21 protein-coding genes are annotated in these 18422 nt (G+C 38.7%); 12 read left to right on the forward strand and 9 right to left on the reverse strand.

Annotation, left to right across the window (positions count from 1 at the left end; translation table 11 throughout):
- Nucleotides 1-56: 56 nt before the first annotated feature.
- Entirely contained in the window at nt 57-374 is a 318-nt protein-coding gene (locus ACMX9J_RS19925) for a YwdI family protein (RefSeq protein WP_028411956.1), read from the forward strand.
- Nucleotides 375-389: 15 nt separating this feature from the next.
- On the forward strand, nt 390-761 hold the full coding sequence (locus tag ACMX9J_RS19930; RefSeq protein WP_013059856.1) for a DUF423 domain-containing protein: 372 nt from the start codon (nt 390-392) through the stop codon (nt 759-761).
- Nucleotides 762-785: 24 nt separating this feature from the next.
- On the opposite strand, the gene gerQ is transcribed toward ACMX9J_RS19930, so the two are convergent.
- From gerQ to hemQ, 3 genes are all read right to left on the reverse strand, one after another.
- Entirely contained in the window at nt 786-1277 is a 492-nt protein-coding gene (gerQ, locus tag ACMX9J_RS19935) for a spore coat protein GerQ (RefSeq protein WP_416226116.1), read from the reverse strand.
- Between the two features lie 26 nt (nt 1278-1303).
- On the reverse strand, nt 1304-1726 hold the full coding sequence (locus ACMX9J_RS19940) for a cell wall hydrolase (RefSeq protein ID WP_016765947.1): 423 nt from the start codon (nt 1724-1726) through the stop codon (nt 1304-1306).
- A gap of 156 nt (nt 1727-1882) precedes the next feature.
- Nucleotides 1883-2626 (reverse strand): hydrogen peroxide-dependent heme synthase, encoded by a 744-nt coding sequence (gene hemQ, locus ACMX9J_RS19945; RefSeq protein ID WP_013059854.1) that lies wholly within the window; start codon nt 2624-2626, stop codon nt 1883-1885.
- A 276-nt stretch (nt 2627-2902) separates the two neighbouring features.
- Between hemQ and pta the strand changes: the two genes are divergently transcribed.
- Nucleotides 2903-3874 (forward strand): phosphate acetyltransferase, encoded by a 972-nt coding sequence (gene pta / locus ACMX9J_RS19950; RefSeq protein ID WP_013059853.1) that lies wholly within the window; start codon nt 2903-2905, stop codon nt 3872-3874.
- Nucleotides 3875-3905: 31 nt separating this feature from the next.
- Here the strand turns inward: pta and ACMX9J_RS19955 are convergent, their stop codons facing one another.
- Both ACMX9J_RS19955 and ACMX9J_RS19960 read right to left on the reverse strand, forming a co-directional pair.
- Nucleotides 3906-4757: a lipoate--protein ligase family protein gene (locus ACMX9J_RS19955; protein WP_028411958.1), complete on the reverse strand. Its 852-nt coding sequence runs from the start codon at nt 4755-4757 to the stop codon at nt 3906-3908.
- 128 nt (nt 4758-4885) lie between these two features.
- Nucleotides 4886-5560, reverse strand: a complete 675-nt coding sequence (locus ACMX9J_RS19960) for an RsfA family transcriptional regulator (RefSeq protein WP_033580385.1) — start codon at nt 5558-5560, stop codon at nt 4886-4888.
- A 201-nt stretch (nt 5561-5761) separates the two neighbouring features.
- Here ACMX9J_RS19960 and ACMX9J_RS19965 point away from each other — a divergent pair, with 201 nt between their 5' ends.
- From ACMX9J_RS19965 to ACMX9J_RS19975, 3 genes are all read left to right on the forward strand, one after another.
- Nucleotides 5762-5986 (forward strand): DUF1450 domain-containing protein, encoded by a 225-nt coding sequence (locus ACMX9J_RS19965; protein ID WP_013059850.1) that lies wholly within the window; start codon nt 5762-5764, stop codon nt 5984-5986.
- A 193-nt stretch (nt 5987-6179) separates the two neighbouring features.
- Nucleotides 6180-7487: an HD domain-containing protein gene (locus ACMX9J_RS19970; RefSeq protein WP_013059849.1), complete on the forward strand. Its 1308-nt coding sequence runs from the start codon at nt 6180-6182 to the stop codon at nt 7485-7487.
- 23 nt (nt 7488-7510) lie between these two features.
- Nucleotides 7511-8020 carry a YwgA family protein gene (locus tag ACMX9J_RS19975; RefSeq protein ID WP_033580386.1) on the forward strand — a complete coding sequence of 170 codons (510 nt, stop codon included), beginning with the start codon at nt 7511-7513 and terminating at the stop codon, nt 8018-8020.
- A gap of 46 nt (nt 8021-8066) precedes the next feature.
- Here the strand turns inward: ACMX9J_RS19975 and ACMX9J_RS19980 are convergent, their stop codons facing one another.
- Nucleotides 8067-8252: a 2-hydroxymuconate tautomerase gene (locus ACMX9J_RS19980; RefSeq protein WP_013085497.1), complete on the reverse strand. Its 186-nt coding sequence runs from the start codon at nt 8250-8252 to the stop codon at nt 8067-8069.
- 273 nt (nt 8253-8525) lie between these two features.
- Between ACMX9J_RS19980 and ACMX9J_RS19985 the strand changes: the two genes are divergently transcribed.
- Nucleotides 8526-9173, forward strand: a complete 648-nt coding sequence (locus ACMX9J_RS19985; RefSeq protein WP_028411960.1) for a site-2 protease family protein — start codon at nt 8526-8528, stop codon at nt 9171-9173.
- Nucleotides 9174-9189: 16 nt separating this feature from the next.
- Nucleotides 9190-9702, forward strand: a complete 513-nt coding sequence (locus ACMX9J_RS19990; protein ID WP_416226117.1) for a YwhD family protein — start codon at nt 9190-9192, stop codon at nt 9700-9702.
- A gap of 38 nt (nt 9703-9740) precedes the next feature.
- Here ACMX9J_RS19990 and ACMX9J_RS19995 read toward each other — a convergent pair whose 3' ends face one another.
- Nucleotides 9741-11807 carry a transglycosylase domain-containing protein gene (locus tag ACMX9J_RS19995; RefSeq protein ID WP_028411961.1) on the reverse strand — a complete coding sequence of 689 codons (2067 nt, stop codon included), beginning with the start codon at nt 11805-11807 and terminating at the stop codon, nt 9741-9743.
- Nucleotides 11808-12073: 266 nt separating this feature from the next.
- Between ACMX9J_RS19995 and speE the strand changes: the two genes are divergently transcribed.
- The 4 genes from speE (at nt 12074) to argS (ending at nt 16152) form a co-directional block, all read left to right on the forward strand.
- A complete protein-coding gene (gene speE, locus ACMX9J_RS20000; RefSeq protein ID WP_013059843.1) occupies nt 12074-12901 on the forward strand; it encodes a spermidine synthase in 828 nt (275 codons plus the stop codon).
- Nucleotides 12902-12976: 75 nt separating this feature from the next.
- Nucleotides 12977-13855 carry an agmatinase gene (gene speB, locus ACMX9J_RS20005; protein WP_028411962.1) on the forward strand — a complete coding sequence of 293 codons (879 nt, stop codon included), beginning with the start codon at nt 12977-12979 and terminating at the stop codon, nt 13853-13855.
- Between the two features lie 189 nt (nt 13856-14044).
- Nucleotides 14045-14485 (forward strand): DUF1934 domain-containing protein, encoded by a 441-nt coding sequence (locus ACMX9J_RS20010; RefSeq protein ID WP_406902095.1) that lies wholly within the window; start codon nt 14045-14047, stop codon nt 14483-14485.
- A complete protein-coding gene (gene argS / locus ACMX9J_RS20015; protein WP_416226118.1) occupies nt 14482-16152 on the forward strand; it encodes an arginine--tRNA ligase in 1671 nt (556 codons plus the stop codon). Before ACMX9J_RS20010 ends, argS begins: the two co-directional genes overlap by 4 nt.
- Before the next feature lie 32 nt (nt 16153-16184).
- Here argS and uvsE read toward each other — a convergent pair whose 3' ends face one another.
- A complete protein-coding gene (uvsE, locus tag ACMX9J_RS20020) occupies nt 16185-17138 on the reverse strand; it encodes a UV DNA damage repair endonuclease UvsE (protein ID WP_416226119.1) in 954 nt (317 codons plus the stop codon).
- 24 nt (nt 17139-17162) lie between these two features.
- A complete protein-coding gene (cls, locus tag ACMX9J_RS20025; protein WP_416226120.1) occupies nt 17163-18356 on the reverse strand; it encodes a cardiolipin synthase in 1194 nt (397 codons plus the stop codon).
- Nucleotides 18357-18422 lie beyond the last annotated feature (66 nt).

The following is an 18422-nucleotide window of genomic DNA, read 5'->3' on the forward strand; positions in this document are numbered from 1 at the left end:
ATCTTTTGATAAAATAGCTGTATAAAGTCATATTGAATGTAAGATGAGGTGTCTACATGGATATAAAAATGGCGCAGCTCCTTGATAAAATTAGTGCAGAAGTACAAAAAGCGAAGCACCATTCGAATAGTGGGAACGTTCGAGATCAATTGGTTGCTATCAAAGCACTGTGTGAGCTTGCATTAGATCAAAATGAAGAGGTTTCAGCATCGAAACCTGTCTCGGTTTCAAAACCTGTTGTCATGTCTTCACCGGAAATTATGCAATCGCCTGAGATTATGCAGCAACAGATTATTCAGTCATCCAAACCTAATTTTGAAGGAACGAAATTGAAATCAGATGATGCAAACGGCGATAGTTTGTTTGATTTCTAAAGTGAGGAGAGAAACATGAAACTATTTTTAATAATCGGTGCAATCAATGCGATGTTAGCGGTTGCTCTTGGTGCCTTTGGAGCACACGGGTTAGAAGGGAAAATCTCAGAGAAGTATTTAGAGGTATGGAAAACAGGAGTGCAGTACCAAATGTTCCATGCAATGGGGCTGTTCGTTATTGCGTTTTTATTAAGCAAATTTCCTCAGTCTTCTTTGTTAACAGCTTCAGGCTGGATTATGTTTGCAGGGATTGTGCTGTTTTCAGGCAGTCTCTATGTATTAAGTACGTCCGGTATTAAAGTTCTTGGCGCGATTACTCCCCTAGGTGGAGTTGCTTTTATTGTGGCTTGGATTTTAATTGTTGTTGCAGCTGTAAAATGGCTATAAAAAAACCCCTGAAAAGGGGTTTTTTTAACGCGGAGAATAATTGCTCAACTGTTGGCCTCCACCGCCAAATGGATAATTGTATTTAATTTCTTCATCGAAGGTAATGTAATCAAGATAAACCATAAGCAGTACATAGCGCGTTCCAGTCTGTGGATCGCTTAAAATGATATGATCGCGTCCGGCCGCTTCAATAATACCTCTAAAGACCTTCGCGTTCCACTGCGTATTATTTTCAAACGTCATATATACAGTCGCTATTTTTCCTCGATTTAAACGTAAAATATTTTCAATATATGATTCTTCAATAGGCAGTTGATTTGGATCTTGTGGGGCACCACTGCCTCCAGAAGAGGTAGGGGGTGGCCCTCCTTGGCTTTGCCCTTGAACCTGCGGCTGGCCGCCTGGCTGGGGCTGCTGCGGCTGCTGCGGCTGAGGCATATAATAAGGGTAGTTTGGACTCATATACGGATTTTGCATATATTGCTGTTGCGGTTGATTAGACTTTGGTTTTTTCATAGGAACCTCCTTCAAACAAAAAGAAATTAGTAAACTCCTGGACAATCAGCTTGAGTTGGTGCAAAGAAACAGTGAGATTTAAATCGTCCTGTGTTATTTTGGTTATACCATTGAGCAGGACAGTCGCCGCTGGGCTTGAAAAACCACAGTGAGTTTTCCGCGGGGTTAAAACGTTCCCCTCTTAATACACGTCGTGCAAGTGTAATTTCAGACTGGCGGGCACGCTGATAAAAGTAGCCTTTTTGAGTTGCTTCAAATCCGCCTGGGTTTTGAAATACCATCTGACGAATGGTTCTTATATTTCTAAAATCCAAACAGGGAGCTTTAGCGCGGTTCACGCCTACATTTCCTACCAGTAACATCCCTTGTTTTCCTTCACTTTCAGCTTCAGCTCGAATGAGTCTGGCTAGGAGCTTAACATCTTCTTCGTTGTGTGCAACGACTGCCATTATCCCACCTCGCTTACTTGTGACACTGTTGTATATATATGGTCCTGTAGATGTGAATATGCCATGGGTAGAAAATAAAAAAACCTGTTTCCAAGTGGAAACAGGTTTTTTATATACTAAATTTTATAAAAGAGATGAACGCTTTTGCAGCTTAGTTTAAACGTGTAAAAAGCGTGCAATAGCTTCTTCTTTTAATAAATTTCCGACAAAGAAGCTGCCAAATTCCCCGTAGCGAGCACTTACTTCGTCAAAACGCATTTCGTATACTAATTTTTTAAATTGAAGAACGTCATCTGCAAAAAGAGTAACGCCCCACTCATAATCATCAAACCCAACAGAACCCGTAATGATTTGCTTTACTTTTCCAGCGTATTGACGTCCAATCATTCCGTGGCTGCGCATTAAGCTGCGTCGTTCTTCCATAGGAAGCATGTACCAATTGTCATTTCCTTGACGACGTTTATCCATTGGATAAAAGCAAACGTGACTAGCTTTTGGTAAAGTTGGATATAGTCTAGCTTGGATTTGAGGATTTTCATAAGGATCCTCCCCAGCAGGTAAGTAGTTGCTTAATTCAACTACTGATACATATGAATAAGTAGGAATGGTAAACTCAGCAAGCTTTGTTTTGTTAAATTCTGTTTCAATTTCATTTAGTTCTTCCATAGTAGGACGAACAAGCATTAGCATAAAATCTGCTTTTTGGCCGACAATGGTATATAAAGCATGACTGCCTTGCTTTTCAGCTTCAGTTCCTTTCCATTTCTCAATCAAACCTAAAAATTCATGGATGGCCGCTTGGCGATCGTCGCTTGATAACTGCTTCCAAGCGCCCCAATCGATTGAACGGAAATCATGAAGTGCATACCAACCGTCTAATGTTTGTGCTGCTTCTGCCATTTCGTTTCACTCCTATTGTCCGATTATGATAAATTCCAATTCTACTATATCATAGTTTGTCCGAAGAACTGGAATGAAAAACCTGTGATTTTGTGACTAAACTTTAAACAATTGTTGCAAAGTAAAAACAGGTTTTATTTTGAGTGTTAGCGGAAAATTAAGAATTAAAAGACTTTTTCGTAATCATGGATTCTTGAAGGACATGCCTTTGATTTTTAAAAAAAGTGGAGTATCCTATTATGAGAAAAGTTTTTTACATATCGAGGAGGATTTACTTTGAGTGATTTATTTACAGGTTTAAAACAAAAAGTATCAGCTAGCGATGTATCAATCGTATTCCCAGAGGGATTAGATGAGCGCGTATTAGGTGCTGTTTCTCGTTTAGCTGCCGACAATATCTTAAAGCCTATCGTTGTTGGAAATAAAGACGCGGTAGCATCAAAAGCAGCAGAATTAAACGTAAAATTAGACGGTGTTGAGGTTTTGGATCCTCAAAGCTACTCTGAATTTGATGAAATGGTGGCAGCATTTGTTGAGCGTCGTAAAGGCAAAGCAACAGAAGAAGATGCTCGCAAAATTTTATTAGATGAAAATTATTTTGGCACAATGCTTGTTCATATGAACAAAGCTGACGGTCTTGTAAGCGGAGCTGCTCATTCTACAGCAGACACGGTGCGACCTGCTCTACAAATTATCAAAACAAGACAAGGTGTTAAGAAAACATCTGGCGTATTTATCATGGTTCGCGGCGATCAAAAATACGTATTTGCTGACTGTGCAATTAATATTTCACCTGACAGCCAAGATTTAGCTGAAATTGCTATCGAAAGTGCTCGTACAGCTGAAATGTTCGATATCGATCCTCGTGTTGCTATGCTAAGCTTCTCAACAAAAGGATCAGCAAAATCTCCGGAAACAGAAAAGGTAGCAAACGCAGTAGAAATTGCAAAAGAATTAGCACCAAGCGTAACATTAGACGGCGAATTCCAATTCGACGCAGCATTTGTTCCTTCTGTAGCTGAAAAGAAAGCACCAGGTTCAGTGATCAAAGGAGATGCAAACGTATTTGTATTCCCAAGCCTTGAAGCAGGTAACATTGGTTACAAAATTGCACAGCGCTTAGGAAACTTCGAAGCAGTAGGTCCAATCTTACAAGGTCTAAACAAACCGGTAAACGATCTATCTCGCGGTTGTAACGAAGAAGATGTGTACAAGCTTGCTTTAATCACAGCTGCTCAAGCACTTTAATAAAAAAACTCCGTCCTAGGGCGGAGTTTTTTTATTCGGCTAATGAACCCAACGCTTTTTCATTGCGGTCATACATGCGCTGCAGCTGCGTCTCAAACAGCATTTGTTCGGTAGCATTTAAAGGCATATTTACAAGAGAAGAGCTCATGCTATTCAGTGTTTGCAATAAAAGCAGCATGACATCAGAAACGGTTAAATCAATCTGTAATAGTTCAGATAGAGAAGCCATTGTATGAGGCTCGATATCTGGGTATGAAAATTTAGTTTCTGTGTTTTGGAGCCCTTTTTTGTAAAACTCTTGAATGAGAGAAGCGCGTTTAGAGCCGCTTCCGTTAACGCATAAGTAAATTTGTACGGCCACACCGCCGCGAACGCGTCGCTGTGAAATGCCTGCAAATTTTTGATTGCGAATGCTCAAATCAAAGCTGCCGGGACAATAGGATCCTACGATTTCCTTCGCTTCAATTGCGGTACCGTAAGATGCAAACATGGCCTTAATCAAATCAAACATGGCTTCATAGCCACGATCAATATCAATTCCTTTTTCTGCATCTGGAAAAATTAAAGAAATGTTTAGAACATCTTGATCAAGTACGACAGCGAGGCCGCCTGAATTGCGGACGATTGTTTTATACCCTTGTTCATGTAAATAAGCTGCACCTTCAGCCAGGTGAGGGAGCTTTGTATCTTGAATGCCTAATACAATCGTATCGTGATGCACCCATGAGCGCATGACAGCTGGAGATTCACCTCTTCCAACGGTTGTACAAAGCGTGTCATCGATGGCAAAAGAATGACGGGCATCAAAATGAGGACCTAGACTGGATTGATCAATAATACGCCAAGCGGGCTGTGCTAAAAGTTTCAAACTATTCTGCTGCATATCTCAAACCCCTTTATAAACAGTAAACGAACATATTATAGCATAAAGGCGTCAGGTCATTGTCTGTAAAATAGAAAAAGAAGAAAGCAGAGCCAAGTTTGACATCCCTCTTTCTTCGTTCGTGTAGCTTATTCAGCCATTTTCTCAAGATTTCCGTTACGATCCATTTTAAACGTAGTAGAAGAACGCTCTTCTTCATCAAATAGAGCTAACTTTCGCGCACGGTTCATGATTTGCATTAATGTTTCATAGTCTTCTTGAATAGTAGTAGCATTAGCTTCGAGATGTTTAATTTGTTTTTCCAACTCTGTGTTTTTCTTAGCTAACTCTGCATTTTCTTGCATCAAGCGTTTGTTTTCGCTTTGCAATGCTTGTAAATTGCTCGCTTGATTTGGCATTGTTTGCAAGAAGCGAATAACATCAGCCATTGAAAGCTCCTCACTGCTGCTTCTTTCTACGTGTGTTTCAGGTAAGCTATATGTTGCTGTAGGCGCAGACATCATTTGTTCCACATGCTCTACAGATGCTGGTGGCGTATATAATAATTTCTTTTTGCCTTGCTCTTGTCCAAGTGCACGCATACGCTGTTTTCGCTGTTTTTTAGCTAGCTGCAGTGCTTTTTCATACTGATGGCGTACAACAGCATTCCATCTGAATCCACATGCTGCTGAAGTTCGATTTAATTCATCTCCAACTTCTTCAAACGCATTCAACTGCGTACTTCCTTCGCGGACATGGCGCAATACTGTTTCAGCTAATAATAAGTCGTTTTCTTCTGTCCAAGCATCTTGTCTATCTTTCACTTTGTTCACTCCTCTATTTTCCATGACTCATAGTAATCATGTTTTGTAGTATCATCATGTACAAAAAATCCATACTTTATACCATTTCTTCTAGGAGTATGATAGATTTTGCTTCCTTCTTTAACTTGCATCGGACTTCAAATAGGGGTAAAATACCCCTTAGACAAAATGATGAACCAATTTTGAAAGGATTGTGTCAACATGGCAAATGAATTTAGAATTTGTGATGATTGTCAGGCAACAAACGTCAAAACGTTGTTACCTCGACTTAAAAAAATAGATGAACAAGCTGAAGTACAAATCGGTTGCCAGTCTTACTGTGGGCCCGGACGTAAAAAGTCATTTGCATTTGTAAATAACCGTCCTGTAGCAGCGCCAACAGAGGACGAATTAATCGAGAAGATTGAAAAAAAAGTAAAAAAATAGATAGTGAAACAATAAATAGCTGCTTTTCTGCTACTTATTTGTCGAACGAGCTTCTTACAAACAGAATCGCCTTGTTTGTTAGGTAAATCACCTTGGTTGCTTGACAAGGTGATTTTTTATTCTGAATAGGAAAATAGGAAGTGAGTGTCGAAAAATTATAGCAACAACAAAGTGAAGATAGAGAGGTATGTAAATGACATATCCTAATGAAAAACTCAGTGAAGAAAAAGTATTTAAAGATCCTGTTCACCGCTATATCCATGTAAGAGATCGTGTTATTTGGGAGCTAATTGGGACAGCCGAATTTCAAAGGCTACGTCGTATTAGACAGCTAGGAACGACATACTTAACGTTTCATGGGGCTGAACACAGCCGTTTTAGTCATTCCTTAGGTGTTTATGAAATTGTGCGCCGTATTATTGACGACGGTTTTCAAGGACGCCCTGAATGGAATGAAGATGAGCGTCTTCTTTGTCTTTGTGCTGCTTTACTGCACGATTTAGGTCACGGTCCGTTTTCACATTCATTTGAGAAGGTTTTCCACTTAGATCATGAAGAATTTACACAAGCCATTATCGTAGGTGACACGGAGGTAAATCAAGTGTTGACGAAAGTGGGAAAGGATTTTCCTAAAAAAGTGGCCGAAGTAATCGCGAAAACATATGAAAATAAGCTTGTCGTTAGTTTAATTTCCAGTCAAATTGATGCAGATCGCATGGATTATTTGCAGCGTGATGCGTATTACACAGGAGTAAGCTACGGTCACTTTGATATGGAACGAATTCTTCGTGTTATGCGTCCTCGGGAAGACCAAGCCGTGATTAAACACAGCGGTATGCATGCGGTTGAAGATTATATTATGAGCCGCTACCAAATGTACTGGCAAGTGTATTTTCATCCTGTTACGAGAAGTGCTGAAGTTATTTTGACAAAAATTTTACATCGCGCGAAAGAGCTCCATCATCATTACTATGAGTTCAAGCAGGAGCCCACTCATTTTTATTCGATTTTTGAAGAAGAAATATCGCTAAAAGAGTATTTGAAATTAGATGAATCTGTTATTTTATTTTATTTTCAAGCATGGGAAGAAGAAGAGGATGAAATTTTATCTGATCTATGCCGAAGATTTATGAATCGTCAGCTTTTTAAATACATTGAGTTTAATCCAAATTCACAAATGAAAATGTGGATGGAGCTTACAACACTTTTTAAAAAAGCGGGCATTAACCCAGATTATTATTTAGTCGTCGATTCTTCAAGCGACCTACCATACGATTTTTATCGACCGGGTGAAGAGGAAGAACGTTTGCCGATTCATCTGTTGATGCCAAATAATGAAGTGCGTGAATTATCACGTCAGTCGGAGATTGTTGAAGCAATTTCAGGGAAAAAGAGAACCGATCATAAATTATATTTTCCACAAGATCTCATTGATCAATTGTCGTCTAAGCGAAAAGTTAAAGATCAGATTATAAACTTACTAAAAGGAGATCAGAGTTAAATAGTATAGGAGTTGAAGGGGCTGTGTTAAACGATCACGCAAAGATTGTGAAAGTATTTTCCGCGGCGGGAGAAGTTGTTGGCAGAAAAAAGTTACAAAAGATGATATTTATCGGAAAAAAACTGAAGTTTCCTTTTTATGAAAAGTATAATTTTCACTTTTTTGGACCTTATTCTGAGGAATTAACGCTTCGAATTGAGGAGCTGTGTAACTTGGGCTTTTTAAGTGAAATTAAAGAGAAAAAAGGCGGGTATATGCAGTATCGTTACGTATTAACAGAAGCGGGAGAAGGATTTTTAAGTCACTATGATTTAGAGCTTCCTCACTTGCAGGAATGTATGAAGGATATGAACGAGCAAAGCTCTAAATTTTTGGAGCTCGTCTCTACGATTTTATATTTTGATAACTTATCTAAAGAAGAAGTAAAAGAAAAAGTGTTTACGTTAAAGCGTAAGCAAAACTATACAGAAGAAGACATTGCAGAAGCATACGAATATATTGAAAAACTTCAGGCAACTCTGTCTGTACATTAAAAAGATGCCATAGGTCAACTCCTATGGCATTTTTTTTATGTAGGCGTTATTGATCGCTCATGCGCTTGCCCGCTACAGCGTAATGGTTTTTAGACATTTCTTCGATGATAATGGATACTTTTTCAGGTGATGCACCTGTTGTTTCTACAACAGCATCCGTTACTTTTTCAACAAGAGCTCTTTTTTGATCATCTGTACGGCCCTCAAGCATCTTAACAGTTACAACTGGCATAATGTGTACACTCCTTTTTGGTCAGTATATGATTAGTGTACCCGTTTTCTGAATAAAATGACAGTATGAGGTAGTGATGCAGGTCATAATCTGTAGTATACTTTTTATCATAACATCGATGCTAAAAACCAGGTGGGGCCATAGGGAGCCCATGTCTGGTTTTTGAGACCTTTGAGGCCATATTCAAGAAGTCTTGTATCCTTCTTCGTAAGCAAACGGTTTATTTAGTAGATATGATGTGTAGAAATTATTTTAAAATAAAGGAGATAAAGAGTGGAACATTTTTTAGCTTTTTCATTGCAAGACCTTCCTTACGTGGTGATGACCCTTATTGTTGCATTCACACTGCATGAGTTTGCACATGCGTATGTAGCTTATTTATTTGGAGACCACACGGCTAAAAAGCAAGGAAGGCTAACGCTTTCTCCGCTGGCACATTTAGATCCATTTGGAACGCTTTTGTTAATTATCGCAGGTTTTGGATGGGCGAAGCCGGTTCCTGTTAATCGCTATTTCTTTAAAAAGCCTCGTTTAGCTGGTATTCTAGTATCGATAGCGGGACCGTTTAGCAACTTGTTGTTGGCATTTATCGGCTTGCTTATTTACTATTTGATGAACAATGCCGCAGTGGACAACGATGCGCTTTATCGTTTTTTTACATTATTTATTCAAATAAACCTAACACTAGGTGTATTTAACTTGTTGCCTTTTCCGCCTTTAGACGGCTACCGCGTGATTGAAGATCTCGTTCCGCCGTCTACGCGAGCCAAAATGACGCAGTATGAGTCTTGGGGTATTTTTGTATTTTTGATTCTTGTGATTACACCTCTGGATCGAATTGTAATCTGGCCGCTTCTAAACGGAGCAGCAACGTTTGTGATGAATATCTTTCAGCAGATATTAGCACCACTGATTTACTAAATAGAGGAGGCTTACTATGACTCAGCCAAAAAAGAAAAGTATAGGATTTAATATCATAAAAGACGATTCAACCGACGGCCACGGCGGCTACGGGGTTGGAGCGTTAAGTTTAGAAAACATTTCACCGGTTTTTGTTTGCCCAAGCGATGAAGAAGTATTTGTCGATATTGGTGCGATGCATGCCAGAAGTGTAGTAGAAAAAGGAATTAAGTTCTTACCGAATAAAGACGAGGTGCCAAACGGCAAGTTATATTGGCTTGTATGGGTAACGATTGATCGCAAGCAAGAAGGACCTTACTACGCAGGTATGACAGCATGTGAAATGACCGTTGATCGTGAAATTCGCCGCGGCTATAAGTCACTTCCTGAACATGTAAACAAAATGGATAAATCCTTAAAACGACGCATTATGGTAGAAGAAATGGATAACAAGTCTAAGGCTTTGCTTCGTGAGTTTTTGAAGTCTCATAATGAAGAAATCTGGACGTTATCTAATGATGACTTAAAAGAAGCGCTTCAAACATTGTAATGCTAAAAAAAGCTTAAGGCCAAGGCCTTAAGCTTTTTTTAATCAAACCATTTTGGGAACCAGTGAAATTTTTTACCTTCTGTTTCACGCTCTTTTTTCTTCGTTTTTGCTGCATGATCGATGTGATCAGTACAATATGTTTTAGGCTGTGTTCCAGTTAAATAATAAGCTTTATATTGAACAGGACATGATTTGGATGCTAACTTTCCATTTTGAGGATTAATGTTGACGCTCATTAATCCGTTTGGTGCTTTAAACTTTTCTTTTTTCTTCCCTTTTAAAGCATCTTCCATAAATAGCGCCCACATTTTTTTTGCGTATCCTTTTTCAGCTACATCATCCATTGTCCTTCCTTGATCATATCCAACCCAAACGCCTGAAACGAGCTGAGGAGAGTAGCCAATCATCCAGCTATCCGTAGAGGTTGTGCCGGATTTTCCCGCGTAAGGACGAGATACATATTTAGAAATAGGCTTTCCTGTGACGGTTGTATAGCCATTTAGCTTTTGATTAAACATGCCTGTCATTAAATGGGTAGTAAGAAAAGCATAGCGTCTATCAATGACTTGTTTCCGTTCAGAAGGAGCTTGATAAACAACTTCTCCGTCATGGGTTTCAATTCGTTTAATAAATGTTGGACGAATTTCTTTTCCGCCATTAGCAAAGATGCCGTACGCATTAACCATATCAATGACTTTGACAGGTGAAGTTCCAAGAGCTAAAGATGGAACTTTCTTTAAAGGTGATGATATACCAAGTGTTTTAGCGGTTTCGATCAAGCGATTTTCCCCAATGAACAAATGCGTTTTGACCGCATAAATATTGTCTGAAAGTGCGATGGCTTGAGCCATTGTAATAGGCGCATCTGCATAATAATTGTGATAGTTACTAGGCGTGTATGTCGAAACACCATCTTCTAATTTGAACGTCGTTTCTTCACTTTTCATTGGAGTGGATTCAGTAAAACCATCTTTTAATGCCGCATAGTATAAAAATGGCTTCATCGTTGAGCCAGGCTGTCTTACTGCTTGAGTAGCGCGGTTAAACGGGCTCTTTTCATAATCTCTTCCACCAATAAGAGCTTTCACTTGTCCATTTTTAGGGTTCATCGCAACAAATGCACTTTGTACGTCTGAAGAGCTGCTGATAACATCTTTCATTTTTTCTTCTGCCGTTCGCTGCATCTTTTCATCCAGCGTTGTATAAACGCGAAGTCCATTTGTATAAATCATGGTTTCATCAATGCCTAAATCTTGCTTTAATTCTGCTAGCGCTGCATCCATAAAGTAAGAAGCGTCTTCTTTGTTAGGATCTTTTTCAGCAGGCTTTGAAAATGCTAGGGGAGTTACCAGCGCTTTTGTTGCTTGCTTCGACGTAATAATTCCATCCTCTTTCATGAGAGATAAAATGATATTTTGTCGTTTTTTTGCATTTTCCTGATGAATAAGAGGAGAGTAGTAGCTAGGGCCTTTTGGAATACCGGCTAACATACTCGCTTCACTTAACGTCAAATTTTTGGCGTGCTTATCAAAGTACAGCCTAGCTGCCGCTTCAATTCCATAAGCTCCATGGCCGTAGTAAATCGTATTCATGTAGCCTTCTAGAATTTGGTCTTTGCTATAATTCATTTCTAACCGAATCGTATACAGAGCTTCTTGAAGCTTTCGAGTCCACGTTTTGTCGTGCTCTAAAAACAAGTTTCGTGCATACTGCTGAGTAATAGTACTCGCACCCTGTACTTTTCCCATAGCTTTTATATCAGCTACAATTGCTCCGGCGATTCGATGCATATCAAAGCCGTGATGCTCGTAGAAGCGCTTATCTTCAACGGCTAAAGTCGCATCTTTTACGTAAGGTGAAATTTGATTAAGTGAAACCCAGTAGCGCTTTTGTCCATTGTGAACTTCATCAAGAACTTTACCGTTTGCTGAGTAGAAAACAGCTGTTTGAGAAACGTTTAGCGGAGGAGGGCCAGCGATTTTGGCGTAGAGAAAGATACTTATGTAGGCAAACAACAATAAAGCCCCCGCTAATATACCAAGGACGAGAAGAATTCGGAAGATGCGTCTTGCCTTTTTTAAATGTTCGGTTAATACCGTTTCCATTTCCATTCACCACCAATATGTGTCACTATGCACCGTACATGTTGCTTTCAACACAACAAAATTCTATTAAAAGAGCGGTGCAAGTAGATTCTAAAGCTTGTATCTATCATCAGTATGAAATAGAAAAGGAGGTTTTAAACCTCCATTGCTAAAAATTTTACTTGCTTTTTTGCTGAATTCATCTATACTTTTTTCATGTTTGTATAAATTATGTTAGGGTAATCTATGCATAGGTTAATTCTCAAAATAGAAGGGAAGATTTTGAAATGGAATTATGGTTCACAGAAAAGCAAACAAAGAACTTTGGTATTACAGCTAAAATTAATCGCACTTTACATACAGAGCAAACGGAGTTTCAAAAATTAGACATGGTTGAAACAGAAGAGTTTGGTAACATGCTCCTACTTGACGGTATGGTTATGACAACAGAAAAAGATGAGTTCGTTTATCATGAAATGGTTGCACATGTACCGTTATTTACGCATCCAAATCCAGAAAACGTACTAGTTGTAGGTGGAGGAGACGGAGGCGTAATCCGTGAAATCTTAAAACACCCAAGCGTAAAAAAAGCGACGTTAGTTGATATCGATGGAAAAGTTATTGAGTACTCAAAAAAATTCTTACCTTCAATTGCGGGTAAACTAGAAGATCCTCGTGTTGATGTACAAGTAGATGACGGATTTATGCACATCGCTAAAAGCGAGAACGAATACGATGTCATTTTAGTGGATTCAACAGAGCCAGTAGGTCCAGCTGTGAATTTATTTACAAAAGGATTCTATGCAGGTATCTCAAAAGCACTTAAAGAAGATGGTATCTTTGTTGCTCAATCGGACAACCCTTGGTTCACGCCAGAACTTATCTCAAATGTTCAGCGTGATGTAAGAGAAATCTTCCCGATTACACGTCTATACGTAGCAAATATTCCAACATACCCAAGCGGTTTATGGACATTTACAATGGGCTCAAAGAAACATGATCCATTGGAAGTAAGCGAAGATCGTTTCTTTGATATTGATACAAAATATTACACAAAAGAATTGCACAAAGCGGCATTTGCCTTACCTAAATTTGTGCAAGATCTTATTAAATAAGTTATCACATACAAGTGAGATGCCAGAGGTTTAAGGCTGGCATCTTTTCTATGAGTAATGAAGGAGGAACAAAATATGCGTTTTGATGAAGCTTATTCAGGTAATGTATTTATTGGCAGTCACCCTGTTTTTGAAGAAAGTGAAGCGGTTCTTTACGGAATGCCAATGGACTGGACAGTTAGCTATCGTCCAGGTTCACGATTTGGCCCAACTCGTATTCGTGAAGTATCAATTGGATTAGAAGAATACAGCCCGTATTTAGATCGGGAGCTAGAAGAAGTGAAATATTTTGATGCAGGAGATATTCCACTTCCATTTGGGAATCCTCAGCGCAGCTTGAACATAATTGAAGAGTATATCGACCAGCTTTTAGCAGCGGACAAGTTCCCATTAGGCATGGGCGGAGAGCATTTGGTTTCTTGGCCTGTTATGAAAGCTATGTATAAAAAATACCCGGATTTAGCCATTATCCATATGGATGCTCACACAGACCTTCGTGAAGAGTATGAAGGAGAACCACTTTCTCATTCCACTCCAATTCGTAAAGTTGCTGAACTAATCGGACCGGAGAATGTTTATTCATTTGGTATTCGTTCAGGAATGAAAGAAGAATTTCAATGGGCAAAAGAAAACGGTATGCATATTTCAAAATTTGAAGTTCTAGAGCCGTTAAAAGAGATTCTACCAACACTTGCAGGTCGTCCTGTTTATGTAACAATTGATATCGATGTATTAGATCCAGCGCACGCTCCTGGTACAGGAACAGTAGATGCAGGCGGTATCACATCAAAAGAGCTTTTAGCTTCTATTCACGCAATTGCTAAATCAGATCTTCGTATTGTCGGAGGAGATTTAGTCGAAGTAGCTCCAATTTATGATCCGTCTGAACAAACAGCTAATACAGCAAGCAAGCTTATTCGCGAAATGATCTTAGGCTGGGTTCAAAAGAAATAAATAAAGTAAAAAGGCGGCCGCCTACGGCCGCCTTTTTTGTTTGAAATATGTGAGTACGTCAAACACAGTGAAAAAAGGAATTCTCGGCTTATCTATCATATTTCCTTTGAAGTATTATTGAATTCTTTCTTTAGAATGTTTATACTATTTAAGTTATAACGTATTCATTTTAATAAGGAAGTGTCTTTTGTGAGTAACGCTTCAGAAGTCAAAAAACCCATTGAAGTTAAAATTGTGACGGATATCCGTGATGGTCACCGAAAAGAGACAACATCGGTAAATGCAAAAGGTATGTATTATGAAAAAGGATCGAAAATTTATCTTACATACACAGAGCGCCAAGAGGAAATCGGAGATATTAAAACAATGGTAAAAATTAGCGAAGACGAAGTATCAATTAACCGAACTGGTGCTGTTCAAATGAAGCAATCGTTTCGTAAAAAGGTACAGATCGAAGGAACTTATATAAGCCCTTATGGACGTATGGATTTACTAACATTCGCTCATAACATTGAATATAAACAAATGACTCAAAAGGGTCGGTTATTTTTAACGTATGATCTAGAAGTACAGGGTCAGCCTACCGGGAAATATGCGTTAACCATTACATTCAAGGAGGAGAAAAAATGAACATCGTCGAACAAGTGCAGCAAAAATTAAAAGCTGAAATTCAAGATGCTGTGGTCAAAGCAGGACTTGCTGAAAAAGCAGAACTTCCAGAAGTTCTATTAGAAACACCAAAAGATAAAACACATGGTGATTATTCTACCAATATGGCTATGCAGCTAGCTCGTATTGCCAAAAAAGCACCGCGTGTTATCGCTGAAGAGCTTGTAGCAAACTTCGATAAATCAAAAGCATCTATCGAAAAAATTGACATTGCAGGCCCTGGATTCATCAACTTTTATATGAATAACTCTTATTTAACAGAGCTTATTCCAACGATTATAAAAGCTGGTGAAGCATACGGTGAGACAAACGTAGGGAACGGACAAAAAGTACAGGTTGAGTTTGTTTCAGCTAATCCGACAGGAGATTTACATTTAGGACATGCCCGCGGTGCTGCAGTTGGAGACTCATTATGTAATGTTCTTGAAAAAGCAGGTTACGATGTGTCACGTGAATACTATATCAATGATGCTGGTAACCAAATTAATAACCTGGCTTATTCAGTAGAAGCACGCTACATGCAGGCTCTTGGTTTAGAGAAAGAAATGCCTGCAGACGGCTATCATGGTGCTGATATTATAAACATCGGAAAAGAGTTAGCAAAAGAGCACGGAGACAAGTATGTAAACGCCTCTGAAGAAGAGCGTTTTGAATTCTTCCGTCAATACGGATTAGATTATGAGTTAGCTAAATTAAAGCGTGATCTTGAACAGTTCCGTGTGAAATTTGACGTATGGTATTCTGAAACGTCTCTTTATAAAAATGATAAAATTTCAGTTGCACTTGAAACGTTGAAAAAACAAGGCCACGTATATGAAGAAGAAGGTGCTACGTGGTTCCGCTCTACAACATTTGGTGATGATAAAGACCGTGTGTTAATTAAAAATGACGGTTCATTTACGTACTTAACGCCAGATATTGCGTATCACCAAGACAAAATTCAACGCGGATTTGATAAGCTAATTAATATTTGGGGAGCCGACCACCATGGATATATTCCTCGTATGAAAGCAGCGATTCAAGCGCTTGGTTATGAAAAAGATACGCTGGAAGTAGAAATTATTCAAATGGTTCAACTGTATCAAAATGGCGAAAAAATGAAGATGAGCAAACGTACAGGTAAAGCAGTAACAATGCGTGACCTAGTAGAAGAGGTAGGCCTTGATGCAACTCGCTACTTCTTTGCGATGAGAAGTGCGGATACACATTTAGACTTTGATTTAGATTTAGCTGTTTCTCAATCTAATGAAAATCCTGTATACTACGCGCAATATGCTCATGCCCGTATTTGCAGTATTCTTCGTCAAGGTGAAGAGATGGGGATTCAATCAACATCTGGCACCGACCTTTCATTAATTAGTGCAGAAAAAGAAATGGAACTGCTGAAGAAAATCGGAGAGTTCCCTCAGGCCGTAGCGGAAGCAGCAACAAAACGTATTCCGCACCGCATTACGAACTATGTATTTGATCTTGCTTCTACGTTCCATAGCTTCTATAATGCAGAAAAAGTATTAGACAGCGATAATATAGAAACAAGTAAAGCGCGTATTGAACTAGTGAAAGCTGTTCAAGTAACGCTTCAAAACTCCTTAAAACTAATTGGTGTTTCAGCACCTGAAAAAATGTAAATAAAAAAAGAGCCTCTTGGCTCTTTTTTTATTTAAAAAACAAGCGTGGCGCCTCCCGTACGCTTTACTCCTCTCATTGATGCTAAATCTTCCACTAATTTTAGCAGCGCTTTATCTTTTAACTTTGCTTCAATCATTACGTCAAAATCTTGTCCCATATCTTTAGCTATTTGCAAAAAAGGTGCGATGAAATCAGTTGAGACATAATCAGAGTGACTTCTAAATTCTTTTTCAGATTTAGGAGAAGAGATATGTACTTTTGGTTTTAATCCGATATGTTTCCACGTGTCAAAGATACGAGGGAGCAATAGGTCAAGAGGTTCTTCTCCTTCATTTGCTTTATGGTGGTGATAATCAAAGAGGAGAGGGACTTTCTCTTTTTCGCATACGGCTAATGTTTCTTCAGTTGTGTATGTTTTATCATCGTTTTCAAGAGTCATGCGCTTTTTAATGGCAGGCGGCAGCGTTTGAATGTTTTCATGAAATCGACCAATCGCTTTTTCTTTATTGCCATAAGCTCCTCCTACATGAATATTAATAAGAGCTCGATCAGCTACTCCCATCGCTTCAAGCATTCTATAGTGATAATCCATATCTTTTACCGCATTTTCTGTAATGTGTTTTTTGTCGCTTGTAAATAATGTGAACTGATTGGGGTGAAAACTCACGCGCAGCTGATGATTCCGAATCAATTCTCCTATCTCTGACCAGTCTTCTTGGAACGCATCAATGTAATTCCAAGCTACTTCAGGATGAGTAGCTAAAGGGACAAGAGAAGATGACAATCGATACAGCATAATTTCGTGGGCAATATTAAAATGCAAAGCGCGCTTAGTATGATTCAAATTTTGTTTTGTGACGTGATGAAGCTTATCCAGCCTCTCATCTTTTTTCATTTTTCCCCATCTAGTAAACGTGAGGGTTTTAGCAGGTGAGCAGTCCCAAAGCGACAGGGCATGTGATACATAGCCAAATCTAATTTTCATGATAAATCTTCCTCTTTTCGTTCATTAAAGTAACGGAGAAATAAAGGTTGCAAATCCTTGCTTTAGTTTTTCACTCCATTTTCGGTTTTTGACATCTTCTAAAGACAAAATTGGGCATTCCCCCATACAAGCTTTAAAGCTGTTCTTTACTTCTTCAATATACGTTGCATCATAGATTAAACAGTTGATTTCAGCATTTAAGAACAAGCTTCTTTTATCAAAATTAGCCGTTCCTACATCGCAGATAACATTGTCTGCAATTAATACTTTGGCATGGTAAAAACCGTAATAATATTGATAAATCATACAACCTGCTTGAAGTAATGTGGGAAGATAAGCAAACGCAGCATGATGAACAAGCGGTTGATCTGCACGCATTGGAATTAAAATATGAACTTTTACTCCCCGTGCACGAGCTTGGAGTAAAGCATTCATCAAAGGTTCACTTGGAATAAAATAAGGAGTACCTATGTACAATTCCCTATTGGCTTGGTTGATAATCGATAAAAAGCTTTCTTCAAGTGAAAAACCTTCAGTCGACTTTAGCTGAATAACATAGTCTCCTTCAGAGGTTGGTGGAAAGTATCTTTTCACTTTACGCAGGTCTAAGCCGGTAGCAGCATACCAGTCGCTCAATAGTTGCATTTGAAGGTCTTGTATACCTTCCCCTTCCATACGCAGGTGGTAATCTTTCCACACCCCAAGCTTGGCGTCGAGTCCTAAATATTCTCTTCCAATATTAAAACCGCCAATGTAGCCAACTTTCCCATCAATAACGGCCATTTTACGGTGATTGCGTGCGTTGAGTGTATAAAACAAATAAGGCCACCGTAGCGTTCGACTGTAAGCAAAATGAACACCTTGTTTCTTTAAGAATGCAATTTTGTTTTTCTTGATTTTATAGCTTCCTACACGGTCTACCAATAATCTGACTTCAACATTTTGCTGTGCTTTTTGGACTAGTAAATCTAAAAATTCTTGGCTAATTTCATCATTTTGTACAATGTAAAACGATAAATGGATAAATGAAGAGGCATTTTCTATTTCGTGAAATAAATCTTTATACAAGACATTCCCGTCTGCGAACAAAAAGAGAGAAGCACGGCGTTTTGGAAAAGTATTTTCAGCCTGGGAAAATACTTTCTTTCCAACACCAAGGTCAATTGCAAGCCAAGCAATAAAAATAATAAAAAGTAAAATCACAATCATGCCGCTCATCATGTCACCTCTTTTCCCGATGTAAATACATTTTATGTTGTTCTTAGTGTCACCTTGTTTAAATAG

The sequence above is a fragment of the Priestia sp. RMT2NF4 genome (genome assembly GCF_047872835.1).
Taxonomy (GTDB): domain Bacteria; phylum Bacillota; class Bacilli; order Bacillales; family Bacillaceae_H; genus Priestia; species Priestia zanthoxyli.

What these genes read in the sequence shown, in the direction of transcription:
- ACMX9J_RS19925 (WP_028411956.1), top strand. Translation starts at nt 57, where the DNA reads ATGGATATAAAAATGGCGCAGCTCCTTGATAAAATTAGTGCAGAAGTA.
- ACMX9J_RS19930 (WP_013059856.1), top strand. Translation starts at nt 390, where the DNA reads ATGAAACTATTTTTAATAATCGGTGCAATCAATGCGATGTTAGCGGTT.
- gerQ (WP_416226116.1), bottom strand. Translation starts at nt 1,277, where the DNA reads ATGAAAAAACCAAAGTCTAATCAACCGCAACAGCAATATATGCAAAAT.
- ACMX9J_RS19940 (WP_016765947.1), bottom strand. Translation starts at nt 1,726, where the DNA reads ATGGCAGTCGTTGCACACAACGAAGAAGATGTTAAGCTCCTAGCCAGA.
- hemQ (WP_013059854.1), bottom strand. Translation starts at nt 2,626, where the DNA reads ATGGCAGAAGCAGCACAAACATTAGACGGTTGGTATGCACTTCATGAT.
- ACMX9J_RS19955 (WP_028411958.1), bottom strand. Translation starts at nt 4,757, where the DNA reads ATGCAGCAGAATAGTTTGAAACTTTTAGCACAGCCCGCTTGGCGTATT.
- ACMX9J_RS19965 (WP_013059850.1), top strand. Translation starts at nt 5,762, where the DNA reads ATGGCAAATGAATTTAGAATTTGTGATGATTGTCAGGCAACAAACGTC.
- ACMX9J_RS19970 (WP_013059849.1), top strand. Translation starts at nt 6,180, where the DNA reads ATGACATATCCTAATGAAAAACTCAGTGAAGAAAAAGTATTTAAAGAT.
- ACMX9J_RS19980 (WP_013085497.1), bottom strand. Translation starts at nt 8,252, where the DNA reads ATGCCAGTTGTAACTGTTAAGATGCTTGAGGGCCGTACAGATGATCAA.
- ACMX9J_RS19990 (WP_416226117.1), top strand. Translation starts at nt 9,190, where the DNA reads ATGACTCAGCCAAAAAAGAAAAGTATAGGATTTAATATCATAAAAGAC.
- ACMX9J_RS19995 (WP_028411961.1), bottom strand. Translation starts at nt 11,807, where the DNA reads ATGGAAACGGTATTAACCGAACATTTAAAAAAGGCAAGACGCATCTTC.
- speE (WP_013059843.1), top strand. Translation starts at nt 12,074, where the DNA reads ATGGAATTATGGTTCACAGAAAAGCAAACAAAGAACTTTGGTATTACA.
- speB (WP_028411962.1), top strand. Translation starts at nt 12,977, where the DNA reads ATGCGTTTTGATGAAGCTTATTCAGGTAATGTATTTATTGGCAGTCAC.
- argS (WP_416226118.1), top strand. Translation starts at nt 14,482, where the DNA reads ATGAACATCGTCGAACAAGTGCAGCAAAAATTAAAAGCTGAAATTCAA.
- uvsE (WP_416226119.1), bottom strand. Translation starts at nt 17,138, where the DNA reads ATGAAAATTAGATTTGGCTATGTATCACATGCCCTGTCGCTTTGGGAC.
- cls (WP_416226120.1), bottom strand. Translation starts at nt 18,356, where the DNA reads ATGAGCGGCATGATTGTGATTTTACTTTTTATTATTTTTATTGCTTGG.